The organism is Acinetobacter sp. TR3 (assembly GCF_027105055.1).
Lineage (GTDB): Bacteria > Pseudomonadota > Gammaproteobacteria > Pseudomonadales > Moraxellaceae > Acinetobacter.
Map to the genome: position 1 here is coordinate 916,380 of NZ_CP114264.1, position 18,669 is coordinate 935,048.

General features: G+C 38.2%; 16 protein-coding genes. 11 read left to right on the forward strand and 5 right to left on the reverse strand.

Annotated elements, in window-relative coordinates:
• Positions 1–92: 92 nt before the first annotated feature.
• On the reverse strand, positions 93–794 hold the full coding sequence (locus tag O1449_RS04355) for an SIMPL domain-containing protein (protein ID WP_269239273.1): 702 nt from the start codon (positions 792–794) through the stop codon (positions 93–95).
• A gap of 465 nt (positions 795–1,259) precedes the next feature.
• Between O1449_RS04355 and O1449_RS04360 the strand changes: the two genes are divergently transcribed.
• The 8 genes from O1449_RS04360 (at position 1,260) to blp2 (ending at position 13,039) form a co-directional block, all read left to right on the forward strand.
• The gene (locus O1449_RS04360) at positions 1,260–2,630 is read left to right on the forward strand and encodes a diaminobutyrate--2-oxoglutarate transaminase (protein WP_004652118.1); all 1,371 of its coding nucleotides are present in this window, start codon (positions 1,260–1,262) and stop codon (positions 2,628–2,630) included.
• A gap of 3 nt (positions 2,631–2,633) precedes the next feature.
• Entirely contained in the window at positions 2,634–4,166 is a 1,533-nt protein-coding gene (locus tag O1449_RS04365) for a pyridoxal phosphate-dependent decarboxylase family protein (RefSeq protein WP_269239274.1), read from the forward strand.
• 521 nt (positions 4,167–4,687) lie between these two features.
• Positions 4,688–5,719: a substrate-binding domain-containing protein gene (locus O1449_RS04370; protein WP_269239275.1), complete on the forward strand. Its 1,032-nt coding sequence runs from the start codon at positions 4,688–4,690 to the stop codon at positions 5,717–5,719.
• A gap of 99 nt (positions 5,720–5,818) precedes the next feature.
• Entirely contained in the window at positions 5,819–7,198 is a 1,380-nt protein-coding gene (pstC, locus tag O1449_RS04375) for a phosphate ABC transporter permease subunit PstC (protein WP_269228425.1), read from the forward strand.
• Positions 7,195–8,577: a phosphate ABC transporter permease PstA gene (gene pstA / locus O1449_RS04380; protein ID WP_269228424.1), complete on the forward strand. Its 1,383-nt coding sequence runs from the start codon at positions 7,195–7,197 to the stop codon at positions 8,575–8,577. The genes pstC and pstA overlap by 4 nt, the downstream gene beginning before the upstream one ends.
• Before the next feature lie 14 nt (positions 8,578–8,591).
• Complete coding sequence (pstB, locus tag O1449_RS04385; RefSeq protein ID WP_269228423.1) at positions 8,592–9,506, forward strand: phosphate ABC transporter ATP-binding protein PstB; 915 nt, start codon at positions 8,592–8,594, stop codon at positions 9,504–9,506.
• Positions 9,507–9,653: 147 nt separating this feature from the next.
• A complete protein-coding gene (gene sohB / locus O1449_RS04390) occupies positions 9,654–10,616 on the forward strand; it encodes a protease SohB (RefSeq protein WP_269239276.1) in 963 nt (320 codons plus the stop codon).
• Between the two features lie 245 nt (positions 10,617–10,861).
• Positions 10,862–13,039, forward strand: a complete 2,178-nt coding sequence (blp2, locus tag O1449_RS04395; protein WP_269239277.1) for an Ig-like repeat protein Blp2 — start codon at positions 10,862–10,864, stop codon at positions 13,037–13,039.
• 23 nt (positions 13,040–13,062) lie between these two features.
• On the opposite strand, the gene O1449_RS04400 is transcribed toward blp2, so the two are convergent.
• Together O1449_RS04400 and O1449_RS04405 are read right to left on the reverse strand one after the other, a co-directional pair.
• A complete protein-coding gene (locus O1449_RS04400; protein ID WP_269239278.1) occupies positions 13,063–13,701 on the reverse strand; it encodes a DUF2238 domain-containing protein in 639 nt (212 codons plus the stop codon).
• A gap of 38 nt (positions 13,702–13,739) precedes the next feature.
• A complete protein-coding gene (locus tag O1449_RS04405) occupies positions 13,740–14,090 on the reverse strand; it encodes a hypothetical protein (protein WP_269228420.1) in 351 nt (116 codons plus the stop codon).
• Between the two features lie 145 nt (positions 14,091–14,235).
• On the opposite strand from O1449_RS04405, the gene O1449_RS04410 reads away from it, so the two are divergent.
• Complete coding sequence (locus tag O1449_RS04410; protein ID WP_331276185.1) at positions 14,236–14,841, forward strand: GNAT family N-acetyltransferase; 606 nt, start codon at positions 14,236–14,238, stop codon at positions 14,839–14,841.
• 79 nt (positions 14,842–14,920) lie between these two features.
• Positions 14,921–15,325 (forward strand): hypothetical protein, encoded by a 405-nt coding sequence (locus O1449_RS04415; protein ID WP_269228418.1) that lies wholly within the window; start codon positions 14,921–14,923, stop codon positions 15,323–15,325.
• On the opposite strand, the gene rsmD is transcribed toward O1449_RS04415, so the two are convergent.
• Both rsmD and mrdA read right to left on the reverse strand, forming a co-directional pair.
• Positions 15,322–15,870, reverse strand: a complete 549-nt coding sequence (gene rsmD, locus O1449_RS04420; protein ID WP_269239280.1) for a 16S rRNA (guanine(966)-N(2))-methyltransferase RsmD — start codon at positions 15,868–15,870, stop codon at positions 15,322–15,324. The two genes, O1449_RS04415 and rsmD, sit on opposite strands and share 4 nt — an antisense overlap.
• A complete protein-coding gene (mrdA, locus tag O1449_RS04425) occupies positions 15,870–17,870 on the reverse strand; it encodes a penicillin-binding protein 2 (protein ID WP_269239281.1) in 2,001 nt (666 codons plus the stop codon). The genes rsmD and mrdA overlap by 1 nt, the downstream gene beginning before the upstream one ends.
• A gap of 241 nt (positions 17,871–18,111) precedes the next feature.
• Here mrdA and O1449_RS04430 point away from each other — a divergent pair, with 241 nt between their 5' ends.
• Positions 18,112–18,633: a hypothetical protein gene (locus O1449_RS04430; protein WP_269228415.1), complete on the forward strand. Its 522-nt coding sequence runs from the start codon at positions 18,112–18,114 to the stop codon at positions 18,631–18,633.
• The last annotated feature ends 36 nt before the right edge of the window (positions 18,634–18,669 follow it).

The window sequence follows — 18,669 nt, forward strand, 5'->3', positions numbered from 1 at the left end:
AACATGTTTACTTTTTAGCTCTTACTTATATATTGAATGGATTATATTATAGAAATAGGGCGTATCTGATACGCCCTTATGTGAATATTTAATTATTTAAATTGGATTGAGCCATTAGCAGTGACAGTAATTTTCGATTCACCAGCAGCCATGTCTTGTGCTGGAGCTGCTTCAGCCATCGCAAATTTTGCCATGCCACCACGCATCATTGGTTGAGGAAAATAATTACTTGTATTCAAATTTAAACTGACAAGATTATATTGCGTTTTATTCCAAGCCTGAGTAATCGCTTGTGCGCGTTGCTGAAAGTTTTTAGAAGCTTCAATCATCAGTTCATTTTCAACTTTTTTACGTTGTTCGTCAGATACGCTAAAACTAATCGATTGGGTCTGAAAGCTTTGTTGTAGTTCACTAATCAACTGGCTTGCTGCTTTAAAGTCTTTACTTTCAATTTGGATTTCTGCGCGCGCGCGCCATTCTTTTAACTTATTATTATCATTGTCATAAATAGGGTAAGTACTTTGAGCACCTGTTTCGACTTTTACTTGTGGATATTTACGAGAAATTACTTGCGCTTGATTCATCAACTGATTGATTTGATTCGAAAGCTCTGCGGGTTGCTTATTGCTTCTTTCAATATAAAGCACAGCACGCATTTCGTCATTCGCAACTTGGCGTGCTGCATCTGCTTGGATATTCACAATATTATAATTTAAGCTTTCTGTTTCTTGAGCAAAAAGGGACGGGCTGAGTGCTACGCCGATCATCATAGTCGCAAGTGCTAAAGTACGCATAAAATATTCCTTAAAATTTGGTATTAAACATTTATTTTTACAAGTCTGATATTAGAAACAACTGATGGGGAACTTTTGCATTTTTTGTGGTGTCTTTGTAATATATTAACAGTGTTTTGCAACAGAAAAATTAATTAAAAAATATTTAAAATTAAATAATTAGCTATATATATTTGACCATTTATCTAAAAAAATTAAGGCTGTTAAAAAAAGCTTACTTTCTTTCGCTTGTCACATAGTATGATGATAATTCATCATAGTTATTGGAATGAAGCATTTTTTCAATAATATTAGATGAATGTCAGGCATAAAAAGAGTTTATTTTATTTCAAAATTAGGTATCATCTCGCTCCTAGTTGAAAGATATAAAATTTGTGTCTCACTAGATTCTAAAAAGCACCGAGTCAAACGACCGCAAGTCACCAGACTTATTTCTTTTACCCATATCAGAGATGGTAATTCGATATGAGCGTTACTTCCGTAAATCCTGCCGCTAATGCAACTAACGAATATTATCTGACTCGCCAAAGTCAGATGGAATCGAATGTTCGTAGTTATCCACGTAAATTACCGTTAGCGATAGCAAAAGCACAAGGCTGTTGGGTTACTGATGTTGAAGGTACAGAGTACCTTGATTGTTTAGCTGGGGCAGGGACATTGGCTTTGGGCCATAATCATCCTGCGGTGATTCAAAGTATTCAAGACACATTGGCAAGCGGTTTGCCATTGCATACTTTAGACTTAACGACTCCTTTAAAAGATGCGTTTACTGAAGCGCTTTTGGCTTATTTGCCAGGCGGTCAAGAAGAATATTGCCTACAATTCTGTGGTCCATCTGGTGCAGATGGTACAGAAGCAGCGATTAAATTAGCGAAAACTTATACGGGTCGTAGCACAGTGATTAGTTTCTCTGGTGGCTACCATGGTATGACGCACGGCGCGCTTGCAATGACAGGTAACCTGTCAGCGAAGAATGCGGTGAATGGCTTAATGCCAGGCGTGCAATTTATGCCATACCCACATGAATATCGTTGCCCACTTGGTTTAGGTGGGGAAGCAGGTGTTGACGCTTTAACTTATTTCTTTGAAAACTTCATTGAAGATGTTGAAAGTGGTGTAACCAAGCCTGCAGCTGTGATCCTTGAAGCGATTCAAGGTGAAGGTGGTGTTGTTACTGCACCGGTAAAATGGTTGCAAAAAATCCGTGAAGTGACTGAAAAGCACAACATCGTTTTAATCTTGGACGAAGTTCAAGCTGGTTTTGCACGTTCAGGTAAAATGTTTGCCTTTGAACATGCTGGAATCGAGCCTGATGTTGTGGTGATGTCTAAAGCGGTCGGTGGTAGTTTACCACTTGCAGTATTGGGTATTAAACGTAAGTTTGATGCTTGGCAGCCTGCGGGTCACACGGGTACTTTCCGTGGTAACCAACTTGCAATGGGTACAGGTTTAGCATCGCTTCAAGTGATCAAAGAACAAAACCTTGCTCAAAATGCGCAAGAGCGTGGTGATTTCTTACAAGCAGAGTTCAAGAAACTTGCTCAAGAATTCCCATGTATTGGTAACGTACGTGGTCGTGGTTTGATGATCGGTGTTGAGATCGTTGACGAGCGTAAACCTGCGGATCATATGGGTTCATTACCTGCGGACGCTCAGTTGGCTGCTGCAATTCAGACGGCTTGTTTCAACAATAAATTATTGCTTGAAAAAGGTGGTCGTAACGGTACTGTTATCCGTTTACTTTGCCCGTTGATTATCAATCAAGAAGAATGCGTAGAGGCGGTTGCTCGCTTCAAGAAAGCTGTTGCTGAAGCATTAAAAGCAGTACGAGGCTAATTCATGGTTGATTTTGCAGAACATCGTAAAGCGTTACTCTGCAATGATGCTCAATCTATTGCTGACTATCAGTCAGCAATGGGAGAGGCGGTAACTGCCGTTTCAGCATGGTTGCAAAATGATAAAATGTACACTGGCGGTAGCATTAAGGATTTGCGTGAAGCAATTTCTTTTGCTCCTTCAAAAGAAGGTCTAGGTGTACAGCAATCATTACAACGTATGATTGAGCTTTTTCTCAATAAAAGCTTAAAAGTACATCACCCGCATTCACTTGCACACTTACACTGCCCAACCATGGTGATGAGCCAGATTGCGGAAGTGTTGATCAATGCAACCAACCAGTCGATGGACTCATGGGATCAAAGCCCAGCGGGTTCTTTGATGGAAGTTCAACTCATTGATTGGCTTCGTCAAAAAGTCGGTTATGGTGCAGGTCAAGCTGGTGTGTTCACCTCTGGTGGTACACAGTCAAACTTGATGGGTGTATTGCTGGCACGTGACTGGTGTATATCGAAAAACTGGAAAGACGAAAATGGTAAGTCATGGTCTGTTCAGCGTGATGGTATCCCAGCAGAAGCAATGAAGAACGTCAAAGTCATCTGTTCTGAAAATGCACATTTCTCTGTGCAAAAGAACATGGCGATGATGGGTATGGGCTTCCAGTCTGTTGTCACTGTTCCTGTGAATGAAAACGCACAGATGGATGTTGATGCACTGGAAAAAACCATGGCGCATCTTCAGTCTGAAGGCAAAATCGTCGCGTGTGTTGTTGCAACAGCGGGTACGACTGATGCTGGAGCAATTGATCCACTCAAGAAAATCCGTGAAATTACCACGAAGTATGGTTCATGGATGCATATTGATGCAGCTTGGGGCGGTGCACTGATTCTTTCAAATGACCATCGTGCAATGTTGGATGGTATTGAATTATCAGATTCAATCACGCTAGATTTCCATAAACATTATTTCCAAAGCATTAGCTGTGGCGCTTTCTTGTTGAAAGACGAAGCAAACTATCGCTTTATGCATTATGAAGCAGAATATTTAAACTCTGCTTATGATGAAGAACACGGTGTGCCCAACCTCGTGTCTAAATCATTACAAACGACTCGTCGTTTTGATGCATTGAAATTGTGGATGACGGTTGAAGCATTAGGCGAAGAGCTTTATGGTTCAATGATTGATCATGGTGTGAAACTTACACGTGAAGTTGCTGACTATATTAAAGCAACAGCGGGGCTTGAATTGTTGGTTGAACCACAATTCGCTTCAGTCCTGTTCCGTGTAGTACCAGAAGCTTATCCTGCTGAATTTATCGATAGCTTAAACCAAAACGTGGCAGATGAATTGTTTGCTCGTGGTGAAGCGAATATTGGTGTAACCAAAGTGGGTAATGTTCAATCATTGAAGATGACCACTTTAAGCCCAGTTGCAACACTTGAAAACGTTCAGAACTTGCTTGCATTGGTGCTTGCAGAAGCTGATCGTATTAAAGATGCAATTGTTGCAGGAACTTATGTTCCAGCGATTGACTAATCAATTTGCTTTCTAAGAGAAAGGCACATTCATGTGCCTTTTTTATTTTTTTAGTCTTGGAGATTGAGCTTGGGAAGGTTTAGCTCATCTGAGTATAGCTTTAATTTAATCTCAAGTAATTTTCGGAATAGCTTAAGATAGATGTGTAATGGCTATTGGAAACCTAATTTTAGTTAATTTAGAGCCGAATTGAAGGATTAAAACTAATATTACAAAGAACCTGTCATATAGTTTTCATTACTAAGGTCGTCAAATTTGTATTTCTAGTTTGATTTCTTATATGTCTTGTTGTAAGTGAAAAATTATAAATTACAATCATTAAGATAATTTTCTTTCGCTATTTTTATCAAAAAATTCTTTTCTTTATGACTGAAAATTTTCAAATAAAAATGATCATCATAAAAGCGTCATAAATTTGTCACTTAATTGTCATATTATCTGCTCAAAATGCAATTAACTAAAGTACAACACTTAAATTAAAAAGAGTTGTAAATCAAATTGTACAAATGAGAGAAAACAGAATGCGCTTAAACCCACGTCATATTGCACTTGCATTAGCTGTATCTGGAGTAGCCGTAGTAACAACTGCAAATGCAGCTCGTGATACAATTCAAATTGCTGGTTCTTCAACTGTATTGCCTTATGCAAGTATTGTTGCTGAAGAGTTTGGTAATACTTTCCCGCAATTTAAAGCACCGGTTGTTGGTTCAGGTGGTACTTCAGGTGGTTTGAAGCAATTCTGTCAAGGTGTTGGTGATAACACGATCGATATCGCAAATGCTTCACGCAAAATTAAAGATTCAGAGCTTGCTGCATGTAAAAAAGCAGGCGTAAATCAAGTTCAAGAAATCAAAATTGGTTATGACGGTATTGTTTTTGCGTCTAACTCAAGAAAGGGTGCTTATAACTTAGACCCAGTGCATGTATTTACAGCATTGGCTGCACAGCTTCCTTCAGGTGGTAAATTGGTTCCAAACCCATATACACGATGGAACCAAATTGATGATGACTTACCAAATGAACCGATTACTTTAGTTATTCCAGCAACAAACCATGGTACGCGTGAAGTGTTCCAAGAAAAAATGGTTGAAGCGGGTTGTGAATCATTTGCTTATTTCAAAAATTTAGATAAAGAAGAACAGAAAAAAGCATGTGCAAACTTCCGTAAAGACGGTCGTGTAATCGAAATTGCAGGTGACTACACTGAAACACTTGCTCGTTTAAAAACTTCTCCAAATGCAGTGGGTGTATTTGGTTTAGGTTTCTATGATCAAAACCGTGATAAGTTACGTGTTGCGACTGTAAATGGTGTTTTACCTTCAGAGAAAACAGTTTTAAGCGGTCAATATCCAGTATCTCGCGCACTTTACTTCTATGTAAAGGGTGAGCACTTAAAATCAATTAAAGGTTTACCACAATACGTAGAATACTTCCTGAATAAGAAAGCTTCAGGTAAAGGTTCTAAATTAGAAAAAGCTGGTTTGATCACTATGAGCGATAAAGAACGTGCAAAAGTTCTAGCTGATTTCAAAGCGGGTAAAACAGTTAAGTAATATTGTTAAAAGGGAGGCTGATGAGACTTGGGTTCATCAGCCTTTTTGTCTAACTAAGTTTTTTCAAATGATGAAAATTGAGAAAACAGTGGAGATTACATGAATCTGCTACTTATCGGTGTGTTATTGGCCCTTGTGGCAATTGCATATCAAATCGGGCTGAGTAAAAGCCGTAACCTAGCAGGTAAGGGAAATAACTCAGCAACACTACATTCACGTCCAGGTTATTATGGTGCGTTGGTGGCTTTGTGGTGCGGTATTCCTGCTTTTTTAATTTTGATCATTTGGAATTTGGTTGAACCAAGTATCCTACAACATATTATCTTTAATAATATTCCTGCATCTGTCAGTGCTACTCTGGATGAAGCAGGACGCGATGTTTTAATTGATCGTGTTCAAGCGATTGCCTCTGGTTTTGGGGTTACAGATCAAGCAGCTGCATATGAAGTGGCAGCAGCTCAACAGCTAGCGAAATTTGAAACAATTGGTTCTTTTGCAAAGTTAGCAATCGTAATTAGTGCGGGATTGGGCGGTTTAGTTTGGGCAAAACGTCATGTCAGTCAGCAATTTCGCGCGCGTAACCAAGTTGAGAAAGCCATTAATGTTGGTTTAATTCTGTGTTCTGGTGTTGCGATTCTCACTACCATCGGTATTGTACTTTCAATGCTGACTGAAGCTTTACACTTCTTTAAGTTTGTTAGCCCAGCGGATTTTTTCTTTGGTACAGAGTGGAATCCAGGTTTTAGCACTTCAGGAAATGCAGAAGGTAGCTACGGTATCTTGCCATTAATTTGGGGTACTTTAATGGTGAGTGGTATTGCATTATCTGTTGCAGTACCTGTTGGTTTAATGATTGCGATTTATCTTGCTGAATATGCATCACCTAACTTACGTTCGTGGGCAAAGCCAACGATTGAAGTGTTAGCAGGTATTCCAACCATTGTTTATGGTGTATTTGCACTTATGGTGATTGGCCCATTCTTCAAAATGATCGGTGAGACAGTTGGTATTGATATCAATGCAACAAGTGCTCTAACCGCTGGTTTTGTGATGGGGATTATGATCATTCCATTCGTCTCATCATTATCAGACGATATTATTACTCAAGTTCCTCGTGCGCTACGTGATGGTTCTCTGGGCTTAGGTGCAACCAAATCAGAAACGATTCGTCAGGTTGTTTTACCGGCAGCATTACCTGGTATCACTGGTGCATTTTTGCTTGCTGTTTCTCGTGCGGTTGGTGAGACCATGATTGTGGTACTTGCAGCAGGGAATAGCCCATTACTGCATGCGAATCCATTCGAAGCTGTTTCAACCGTCACAGTAACTATTGTTAAGCAATTAACAGGTGATACTGACTTTGCGAGTCCACAAGCATTAGTCGCATTTGCACTTGGTCTAACCTTGTTTGTGATCACTTTGGGTTTAAACATTATTGCACTATATATCGTGCGTAAATATCGTGAGCAATACGAATGAGTTTAAATACATCTCCTCTGGATCAGAATGTATTGGATCCGCAAGTGGCTGCTGAACAGCGTAAAAAAAGAATCCAAAACTCTTTAGCTAAACGCCATCGTAAAGAAAAAGCATTCCGTATCGCTGGTTTCTCAGCTGTCATGATTGGTCTCGCTTTTGTTGCCTTATTGTTTGGCAGCATTTTAGCGAAAGGGTTGCCGTCATTTTGGCAAAGTAGCATGACTGTTCCGGTTTATTTTGATCCTACAATTATTAATGTTGGGGCAAAACCAAAACCAATTGCAGGAGAAACACCTGCTCATTTTGAGGAGCGACTTGTTGCTTGGCAAACTGAGATGGGAATGGTGGATTGGGATGCACTTATTGTTAACGGTATGGTTGCAAAAGATCCCGCTTTAGAATCCCAACGTGATTACTTGAACAGTATATATACGAGTTCTGAAGCCTATCGTTTACGTGATATGGTGCTTGAAAATCCATCATTGATCGGTACTAAGGATGAGATTAAATTCTTAGCTGATGCCAATGTCGATGTATGGTTAGCAGGTAATATTGATCGTTCTTTACCAGATGACCAACAGCAGCTTGATTTGGAAGTTCGTCAAATTGCTGACCAATTAAAAGCAAAAGGGATTATTGAAAATACATTCAATACCAATTTATTTGTGAGCCCAGACTCTCGTAGTTCACCTGCAACAAGTGGTTTAGCTGGTGCATTTATGGGTTCTTTATTCATGATGCTTATTGTGATTATCATCTCGATTCCAATTGGTGTTGCGAGTGCGATTTATCTTGAAGAATTTGCACCAAAAAATATCATGACGGACATTATTGAGGTCAATATCAATAATTTGGCTGCTGTACCTTCGATTGTATTTGGTTTATTGGGTGCTGCGATTTTCATTGGTTGGATGCATTTACCACTTTCTGCACCGTTGGTCGGTGGTTTGGTTCTAAGCCTGATGACTTTACCAACTGTGATTATTACAACACGTGCATCTTTAAAAGCTGTGCCACCTTCGATTCGCCAAGCAGCTTTAGGCTTAGGTGCATCAAAAGTACAGACGGTGTTCCATCACGTATTACCATTGGCATTACCGGGTATCATGACAGGTTCGATTATTGGTGTAGCACATGCTTTAGGTGAAACAGCGCCATTACTTTTAATTGGTATGAGTGCTTTTGTTGCAAGTGTTCCAGCAACACCGTTAGATCAAGCAACTGCATTACCTGTACAAGTTTATTTATGGCAAGGCAACGAATTACGTAACTTCTTTGAAGGACGTACAGCTGCTGCGATTATTGTGTTACTTGCATTAATGATTGGTTTAAACAGCCTTGCAATTTGGCTTCGTAAGAAATTTGAAGTGCGTTGGTAATTGAGGAGAGTATAATGAATACGATTGACATTATGAACGCCGTAGAAAAGGATAAGTCAGTGAATCCACAGCAAACAGAATTTACCTCATCTGAAGAGCAAGTTCAGCAATCTAATACTGTGTTTGTCTCTCAGTTTGAAACAGCATCATCGAATAAAAAACCAAAAGTCAGTGATGTGAAAATCAGTACTAAGGATGTCCATGTTTATTATGGTCAAACAGAGGCAATTAAAGGTATTGATATTGATATTTATCAAAATGAAGTGATTGCGTTTATTGGGCCATCTGGTTGTGGTAAGTCGACTTTCTTGCGTACTTTAAACCGTATGAATGACACGATTGATAGCTGTCGCGTGACTGGTAAAGTAACACTTGATAACCAAGATATTTACGATCCAAATCTTGATGTAGTGTTGCTGCGTGCTCAAGTTGGTATGGTATTCCAAAAGCCAAACCCATTTCCAAAATCAATTTTTGATAACGTTGCTTATGGTCCGAAACTACATGGTTTGGCACGTGATAAATATGACTTAGAAGAAATTGTTGAAAACAGCTTACGTAAAGCGGGTTTATGGGATGAAGTCAAAGATCGTCTAAGCCAACCAGGTACTGGTTTATCAGGTGGTCAGCAACAACGTTTATGTATTGCACGTACTATTGCTGTTAGTCCAGAAGTGATCTTAATGGATGAGCCTTGTTCAGCGCTTGATCCGATTGCGACCGCAAAAATTGAAGAGTTGATTTCAGAACTTTCTGAACAATATACCATTGCAATCGTAACGCATTCGATGCAACAAGCTGCACGTGTATCTGATCGTACTGCATACTTCCACTTGGGTGATTTGATCGAAGTCAATTCAACTGAAAAAGTATTTACACAACCAGATCATCAATTGACTGAAGCTTATATTACGGGTCGTTTTGGTTGATTCTTGCTGAATAAATTAAAGAGCCTTCGGGCTCTTTTTTTTATGAGATAGATGAAAATGAATCTATTTTGCAAAATCACTATTGAATTTTTATTCAACAGACCACATCTTAGTCGAATAAAGCCGAACTTATAGAGCACTTACTTTATGTTATTCCATTTACCTAAATTTCCTGCTGAAATTCGTATTAGTCATTTAAATGCGCGTGTGAATGAACAAAGAAAAAGAATTGCACAAACAACAGCATCTCGTTTGGAATTACTACAAATCGTTCAACAACTCGCTAAAGAAGCAAAAGTTCGTAAAAAGAATGATCAAAAAATTTATGTGCTCGACTTTAAAGGCGATGTACAAGCATCTGCTGTCGATACCATTCGTGAAGAAATTACCCTAATCTTGGCAACTGCAAAAGCAGGGCACGATCGTGTGGTTGTACGCTTAGAAAGTCCAGGTGGCATGGTTCATGGTTATGGTCTAGCTGCTGCCCAATTGGTTCGTTTACGTGATGCCGGTTTTAACGTCACGATTTGTGTAGATAAAGTCGCTGCAAGTGGCGGTTATATGATGGCATGTATTGCCAATGAAATTATTTCTGCTCCTTTTGCTGTTGTAGGTTCAATAGGAGTGGTTGCTCAAGTTCCAAACTTCAATCGTTTATTGAAGCAACACAATGTTGATTTCGAGCTGTATACTGCGGGCGAATACAAGCGTACCGTGACGATGTTTGGTGAGAATACACCAGAAGGTAAGGCTAAGTTTGAAGAAGAGTTACAACAAACCCATGCTTTATTTAAGCACTTTGTTGAGAAATATCGTCCACAATTAGATGTTGCTAAAGTTGCAACGGGTGAACATTGGTATGGTGAAGATGCACGTGAATTGAACTTGGTCGATAAATTACAGACCTCTGATGAATATTTGTTAAGTCTATTACCAAAACATGATGTGTATGTGATTAATACGCGTAAACGTCCAACTTTTGGTGAAAAATTAGGTTTACAAGCTGCGCAAATGGCTGAGAGTTTAATCCCAACAGTAATCGGAAAACTTGCTGATAGTTTAGTGAAGGCAAATAGTTCACTTGTGCAAATGCGTGATCCAAAATTTTAATTAGATTTTATGTTGCGTATTTTGATAAACCAGTCTATTTAGGCTGGTTTATTTTATTTAGAGATTGATCATGAAATTCAATCCTAAGAATATATAAATAATCAGCTATATAAAAACCACAAAAGTTGTTTTAGGAAAGATTGTTGTTATCTCGATCATTTGTTATTTTAACCATTAGGTTAATTCTTTAACTAATTAGTATTCAATAAATACATAAAAAATAATTGATAAGAGAGTATAAAAAAATGACACGAGTTGTTGTCTCATCTAAGAAGAATTTGCATGTTTTACAAGATGCACAAATGAAAAGTATTATTTTGGATCAGCCCTCAATTGTACAAATTGGTGTAAATCAGGCGGATATTAAATCAATTATCAAGCAAGGTAATGATCTGGTTATTACATTAAAAAATGGTGAGAAAATCATTATTAGTGACTTTTACAAGGATACCAATCAGACTGAACATACACTTGCAACTCCAAATGAAGATGGCAGTTATGCAATTGCTCAATTTGATGATTCAGGACGATTTATGCGTTATATGCCTGCAACTCAATTGTCTCAATTTATCGATACTGAAATGCCGACTCAAACTATTAAAACAGAGAGCGGGGTAGATGATTTAGGTATTAGTAAGTCACAATTATTGAAAGTCGGTTTAGTTGCTTTAGCAGCAGAAGGCGTGTACTTATGGGCCGTTAAAGATGATGAGGATCAGTCTAATCAGAATCATTCTATTGATATCACTCCGCCAATTGATCCAACCGCAACATTAGCTACTGATACGCAAACTATTACAGGGAAAACGGAAGCGGGTGCAAAAATTGAAATTAAAGATACGACAGGAAAAGTAATCGCAACCTCACACGCCGATCAGCAAGGTAATTATACAATTAAGCTTGATCAACCTTTAGTGAATAATAGCAAAGTAACGGTGATTGCAATTGATGCTGCTGGTAATTCATCTAAAGCAATTGCAGTGATGGGTAATAAAGATACGATTGCGCCAGAAGCGCCAAGTGCTCAATTAAATGTAGATGGGACGATTGTCTCAGGTAAGACAGAAGCGAATGCTAAAGTATCTATTTATGATGCAGATGGAAAATTATTAGGCTCTGTTAATGCAAATAGCTCAGGATTGTATTCCATTAAACTTTCATCACCCTTAACAAGTGATAAAGGGGGAACAGTTATTGCTGAAGATGCCGCAGGAAATAAGTCTACGCCGTCTAAGGTGATTGCGGGAAAAGATACTTTAGCTCCTGATCAACCATTAGTAGAAGTGAATAAAGATGGGGCTTCAATTTTAGGTCGAGCTGAAGCAAATACAAAAGTACAAATTAAAGATTCAGATGGAAAAATTATAGCAAGTGGTATTACAGATTCACAAGGCAAATTCAACATTACACTTTCGCCAGCTTTGACAGCAATGCAAAAAGCAACTGTTGTGCTTGAAGATGCGGCAGGAAATCAGTCTAAGCCATTAGAAATTAGTGCAGGTAAAGACACTATTGCACCTGAAAAAGCAGTAGCACAATTAAATGCTGCAGGTGATTCACTGACGGGCACAGCTGAAGCAAATGCTAAAATTCAAATTAAAGATTCAAGTGGTAAATTAATTGGAAGTGGAGTTGTTGATGCACAGGGTAAATTTACGATTGCTATTTCACCTGAACTAACCGATCAAAAAACAGCAAAAGTATATGTGATTGACTCGGCTGGTAATTTATCGGATGCAACGGGTATCGTTGGGACAAAGGATATTACTCCTCCCACTAAGCCTATAATTCCAAAATTAACTGATGATGTTGGTGATGTTAAAGGTTCTATTAATGCAGGTGGTACAACGGATGATGCTAGACCAACCTTTTCTGGGGCAGCGAATTCAGCAGAATCTAAGGCTTTGTTAACGATTTATGATAATGGGCAAGCAATAGGAGTCGTGACAGTTGCCAGTAACGGAAGTTGGGTTTTTAATCCAAATCATGATCTAGCATTAGGTCTGCATAAAATTACATTGACTCAGACGGATGCCGCTGGGAATACTAGTGAAATGAGTGATGTATTTAGTTTTACGATCGTTTCTCCAACGACGATCTTGGCATTGCTGCAAAGTGAAAATATTGACATTAATTTGAGTCATGCTTCGCTCGTAGATCAAATTGATTTAAGTTCGTTAGAAACGAAACAAATAGCTGTTACGCCATTACCCTCAGTCGAAAAAGTTTCATTAAATGATATATTAGTTTCGTCAAATCAACATGATAACCAACTTGATGAGGTATTAAACCAGTTTGCTTCCACATCATCTACATCTACCAACGATGTCGTGGATAAGAGTTTAATAGGTTCTGATTTTATTCCAATCATTAAACCAGAGATTTTTGATCAATTCGATATATTGCAACACGCGATCATTTAAATTGGAATTTTTAAATAAAACGCTTATTTATCGATAAGCGTTTTATTTTTGTAGAGTTGAATCATCCCCATAACAATCGCACCAAGCGTAGCAAGAAACATATCTTTGTGAGCATCCCATTGATCGCCTTGTTGTCCATTGTAATTCTCAGCATCTTCTGGAGATAAACCCATCGCAATCCACCATTCAATCAATTCATAAAATAAGCTACTTGCCATGACAAATTGAATCACCAATAAAAATAGAGAGAATGGTTTTACCTTGGGTAACCATACTTGAAAACATCGATAAAAAAATGGGTACAGCAACAAGCCATAAGCAAAATGCACAAATCGATCATACATATTACGTGACCAGCCCATACTTTGATTTAGGTCGAAGTGAAAAAGTGTATTGATCCAATCGTTATAAGGAACATAAGAATATAGGTAATGTGCACCAATAATATGAATAAAAAGGAAGGCGAGATAGAGACAGAAACTATAAAAATTGATGCCAATCTTTTTCAGTGTAACTAACAGGGCAATCAGCATCAGAACAGTACCTGCTTGATGCAATAAATAGGATTCAAACTCTAAAGGTTGAATACTTGCGATTATGACACTCAGTACAATGCTAGCTAAAGCGAGGTAGTGTTTTAAATTCAGTTGTTTTTCGATCATGCCATATCCAAAATGAATTAAGGCAAATGAGATTTACCTTACTTGGTCGCGTTTATGTCAATTGGTTCTTCTACTGTAGAGATACCACCAAGTGCCTGACAAGCTTGTTTATATAATTGATATTTTTGTTGTACAACCTCATCTAGTGGGATGTCAAAAAGGTCTTCTCCATTTTTATATTGTTCAATATAAGTTGAAGCTTTTTCCTTGTTTGCTGCAAGCGTTTGTTGATAAAAATTGGACATTGAAGAGGGGGCAAGCTGATTTGCTTCAATGTTTTTGCATTGGAAAGCTTGTAAGATTTTCTCAGCACGTTTGACTTCACTGGATTTGCCAAAAACACATCCAGTTAAACAGATTGCGAGCACAAACGAGAAAAAAAGCTTCATGATAAATAAGGTAAAATTTGAGTTATTGTATTATTGTATATTAAATTAATTTAATAAATTAATTCTTAATGTCCAACACAAAAAAATTAAGTAATTTTTAATAATTTATTTTTGTTTTAAAAAAATAAATAATCTGAGAATCATGATGTACATAAGAAAAGCAGAGAAAAAAGACGTATATGATTGTGTTCCATTGATCTATAGTGCGGGCGTGCCTCTATTTGATTACATTTATCGGCATGAACAAATTACGGCGGAGCATTTTATTCACAAAGAGTTTTTGTCTGAATATGGGTATACCAGCTATAACTTGCATTGGGTTGTTGAGCACCAGGGGAAAGTGATTGCTGTCGTGGCATGCTATGCAACAAAAGATTTGTCTCGTATGGATAATGGAACCATTAAAAATATTTTAAAGATGTATAAATTTCGGTTTCCTCGTGTGTTTATGCGAGCACTAAATTCTAGTTCAGTGGTAACAAAACCCAGTGAGACGAGCTTACATGTGGCAAATTTTGGTGTGCATCCAAATTATCGTAGTAAAGGAATCGGCACTCAATTATTACAACATCTTAAAATGCATGCCATTGAACAAGGATATTCTGGGTTGTCTTTAGATGTTTCTAAAGCAAATCCAAAAGGGCAAAGCTTATATGAGCGAATCGGTTTTAAGGTTGTAGAGGAAACAGCTTTTAAGGATGAAAACACTCAAAGAATGCCAAATGGTAGACGGATGGAATGGTATTTCTAACACGATCTAGAATATGAATATTTATAACAACTACGATTTCACGTTATGCTATGCATGAGCATCATCAATCCAAATTCTTATGCGAGTTTTAAACATTATTTTATATGTCTTGCTAATCTGTTGCTCTTGTTTGGCAAGTGCCAAAGATTATGATTTTTTTGCAGAAGATCATGATGCAATGGAAAGTATGTTTGATGCTGCTTATCCCCAAATTAAAACAGATTATTCAATCTTGCATAATCTGTTTTTCCAAGATGATCGTTGGCGTGTTTATAACTATACCGCTTACCAAACCAATCAATTTAATCAAAAGATGTTAACGGGAGATACAAGCAATCTCTCTTTAGATGATTTTTCGATTTCACTTGGATACGGTATGGTGTATCAATTGAATAAGAATAATCGGATTGGTTACGAATATCTTTCCAGTTTTCCATTTGATCGGGGGCAATTAATTCGATTATTTTGGTTGCGCATTTTTTAAGATTTTTTCTGGTACAAACCCGCTCTGACAATTCCTGCTTTGGTTTCTTTAATTTTTTGCCAACTAGATGGAAGTTTTAATTGAGATAATTCTCGATCTGCTTCTACATAAATAAAGGCATTTTCCGTAATAATTGGATCAGCTAATTCAGCAAGTTCTTCCCATAATGCTAGGTCGTATGGGGGATCTAAAAAAACAACATCAAAATGAGTGTTTAATTTCTTTAATGCTTGTTGTGCAGTGAGTGTCAGGAGCTGACAATTGTCTGCTTTTAGCAACTGAATGTTTTCTTTTAAAAAGCGAGCTTGAATCGGGTTGGGTTCGATCATCACAACTTTGGCAGCACCACGTGATAGTGCTTCAAAAGCCAATGCGCCAGAACCACTACATAAATCTAAAACTTGTGAATTTTGTATATCCCACATGAGCCAATTAAATAAGGTTTCTCTTACGCGATCTGGTGTCGGACGTAAACCCTCAATGCTAGCGAATGGTAGCGTTCTACGTTTCCAATCACCACCGATAATACGTAATTGATTCTTCATTATTCAGTGACTCCATCATTGGAATGAGAAACAGCCGTTGTTGTAACGGAACTTGACGCTGCTGGTGTCGATGCAGGTGAATCAGAACTATTTGGTAGTTCACCAGGTTTAATACCAGCCGTCATTAAACCGCCACTCACTTGATGGTTGGCTGGACGAATAGGATTATTTTTACGAGTGACTAACCAGTAATCAAAGACTGGACGTGCAAGTTGAGCCGCCGATCCGCCATGTTTACCATTTTCCCAAACGACAGCAATTGCGATTTGAGGATTATCCGCTGGTGCAAAGCCAACAAATAAACCGTGGTCCCATTGTCGAGAGGAAAGAGCGGCTTCATTATAACGTTTGCCCTGAGCAATACTTTTGACCTGAGCTGTACCTGTTTTACCCGCAATAGAATATTGTAATCCGCCCTTAATGCCACGCCCTGTTCCAGATTGAATGACATCAATCATGGCTGCATGCATGTTGAGCCAATCTTGCTCTGTACCATTAAATTGAATTTTACCGTCAGGAGCATTGTGCACAGAATATTTTTTTGCGCCCTTATTATCACGTAAAACGTGAGGCGTAACATGAGATCCTTTGTTGGCAGTAATTGCTACAGCCATCGCAAGTTGTAATGGGGTAGCAGTAAATGCACCTTGTCCAATACTCACAGAAATAGTTTCGCCTTTTAACCATTTCGATTTACGTGTACGCATTTTCCAGTCTGGACTTGGATATAGACCTGTGCTTTCACTTGGTAAATCTACACCTGTTTTTGCGCCAAAGCCAAATTGCCGCATCCAGTCATTCATTTTTTCGATACCCATACGATAAGACAGGATATAGAAATAGGTATCACAGGATACAACTTCAGCTTTATGTAAATTTACAGCACCATGACCTGTCTTTTTATGATCACGGAAGCGGTGGCTATCTCCTGGTAAATTAAAATAACCAGGATCAGAAATTGCTGTGCCCCAATCGACAAGTCCGTAATGAATTCCACCAAGTCCGAACATCGGTTTAATCGTCGAACCCGGTGGATAAACGCCTTGTACGGCACGGTTATAAAGTGGTTGGTCTAAGTTATCACGTAGCCCACTATAATCTTTTGAACTAATGCCTGTAACGAATAGATTTGGATTGAAGCTTGGACTAGATACCAGCGCTAGAATTTCTCCAGTCCGTGGATCCATAGCTACAATTGCACCACGACGATCTGCCAACTGTTGAGCTGCAATGGTTTGAAGGCCATAATCTATCGATAAATAAAGATCATTTCCACGGGTTGGGTTTTGACGACCTAAATGACGTAGTACATTACCATGTGCATCGGCTTCAACTGATTCATAGCCTGGTGTTCCATGTAATAACTCTTCATAGCTTTTTTCTGCACCAATTTTTCCAATCAGGTTTGTGCCTGCATATAAATCTTTATCAATAGATTTTAGTTCTTTGTCGTTAATTCGTCCCACATAACCGATCACATGCGCAAATAATTCACCATGAGGATAGTAACGTGTCATTTGTGTTTCAATTTTTACACCCGGGAAGTCGTATTTAACTTCGCTGAATTTCGCAATATCTGCCTCAGTCAGATTTAACTTGATGGCAATTCTTTCCGTTTTGCGTGCAGTTTTTACGCGACTTTTAAAACGATCGACATCTTCTTGGGTTAAGCTCAGTATTGGAATTAAACGTGCAATGGTTCTATCAATATCTGTGACATCTGTACGACTTAGTGTTGCTGTAAAAACAGGATAATTATCCGCTAAGAGTACGCCATTACGATCATAAATATAGCCACGTGCGGGTGGAAGAGGCTGTAAACGAATTCGGTTTTTATCCGAGGCTGTTGTAAAGTCGTCGTAATGAATAATTTGTAAATATGCATAACGGCAAATTAATAAAAGTAGAAAAGTAGCGACGACAAATATAGCAAAGAAGATTCGACCCTTGTAAATGCGCTTTTCTTGCTGCATGTTTTTTAAAGGAAAGTGCTGTTTCATAGGGTGTCGACTTAAATTACAAGGGAGAAAATATAAAAGGCGCGTTATTTTAACGTAAGTTGCATGATCATACTGTAGTATTTTCAATACATCATCTGAATGATGACGCGACAGTTTTTGACTTTGCAGACATTAAAATTGTAGGGACTTGTATATTAGATGCAAAATAATTCTGTTAAAGTCTCAAACTGTTTGAAATAGGATTGTCCAAGATACATTCTTAGGGAAAATGGAGAAAATAATGAAAAAATCTTACCTTTTACTAGCGGTTTTAGCATTCAACGGCGTTGTCCATGCTGAAGAAAATCCATATATGCCTGAAGCAAAATTAAAAGGGGCAAAAGACGTAGCAACTTGGAATATTGGTGCTGGTTTTACTAAAAAATTACTACATGCGAATCTTGAATGGGTAAACCCATACGGCATTGCTTATGCAAAAGTAGGCGCTTTTTTAAATGATGATAATGAACCTGGTGCGCAAATTGGCTTTCGTTATCCATATTATTTAACAGGTACAGATAAAAATGGCTATTACCTTGGTCTGTATGCTGGTCATTTAGATAGTAAAAACTATGGCGGTAAACAAAAAGGGAATTTAGGTGTTGGTACTGATTTAGCATTTGTTTGGTTGAATAGTGATCGAATCAGTACATTTAGTGTGGGAGCGGGAGTGCGTGACAAGATAGAAGATGGAAATGGGAAGACTGTAAAAAAAGCAGAGCCTGTTTTTCAGATTTCTTACACGTTAAGTTTTGGCTTATAGGGGCGTGACTGATTGTTCATTCTTTTATAAGTCTTA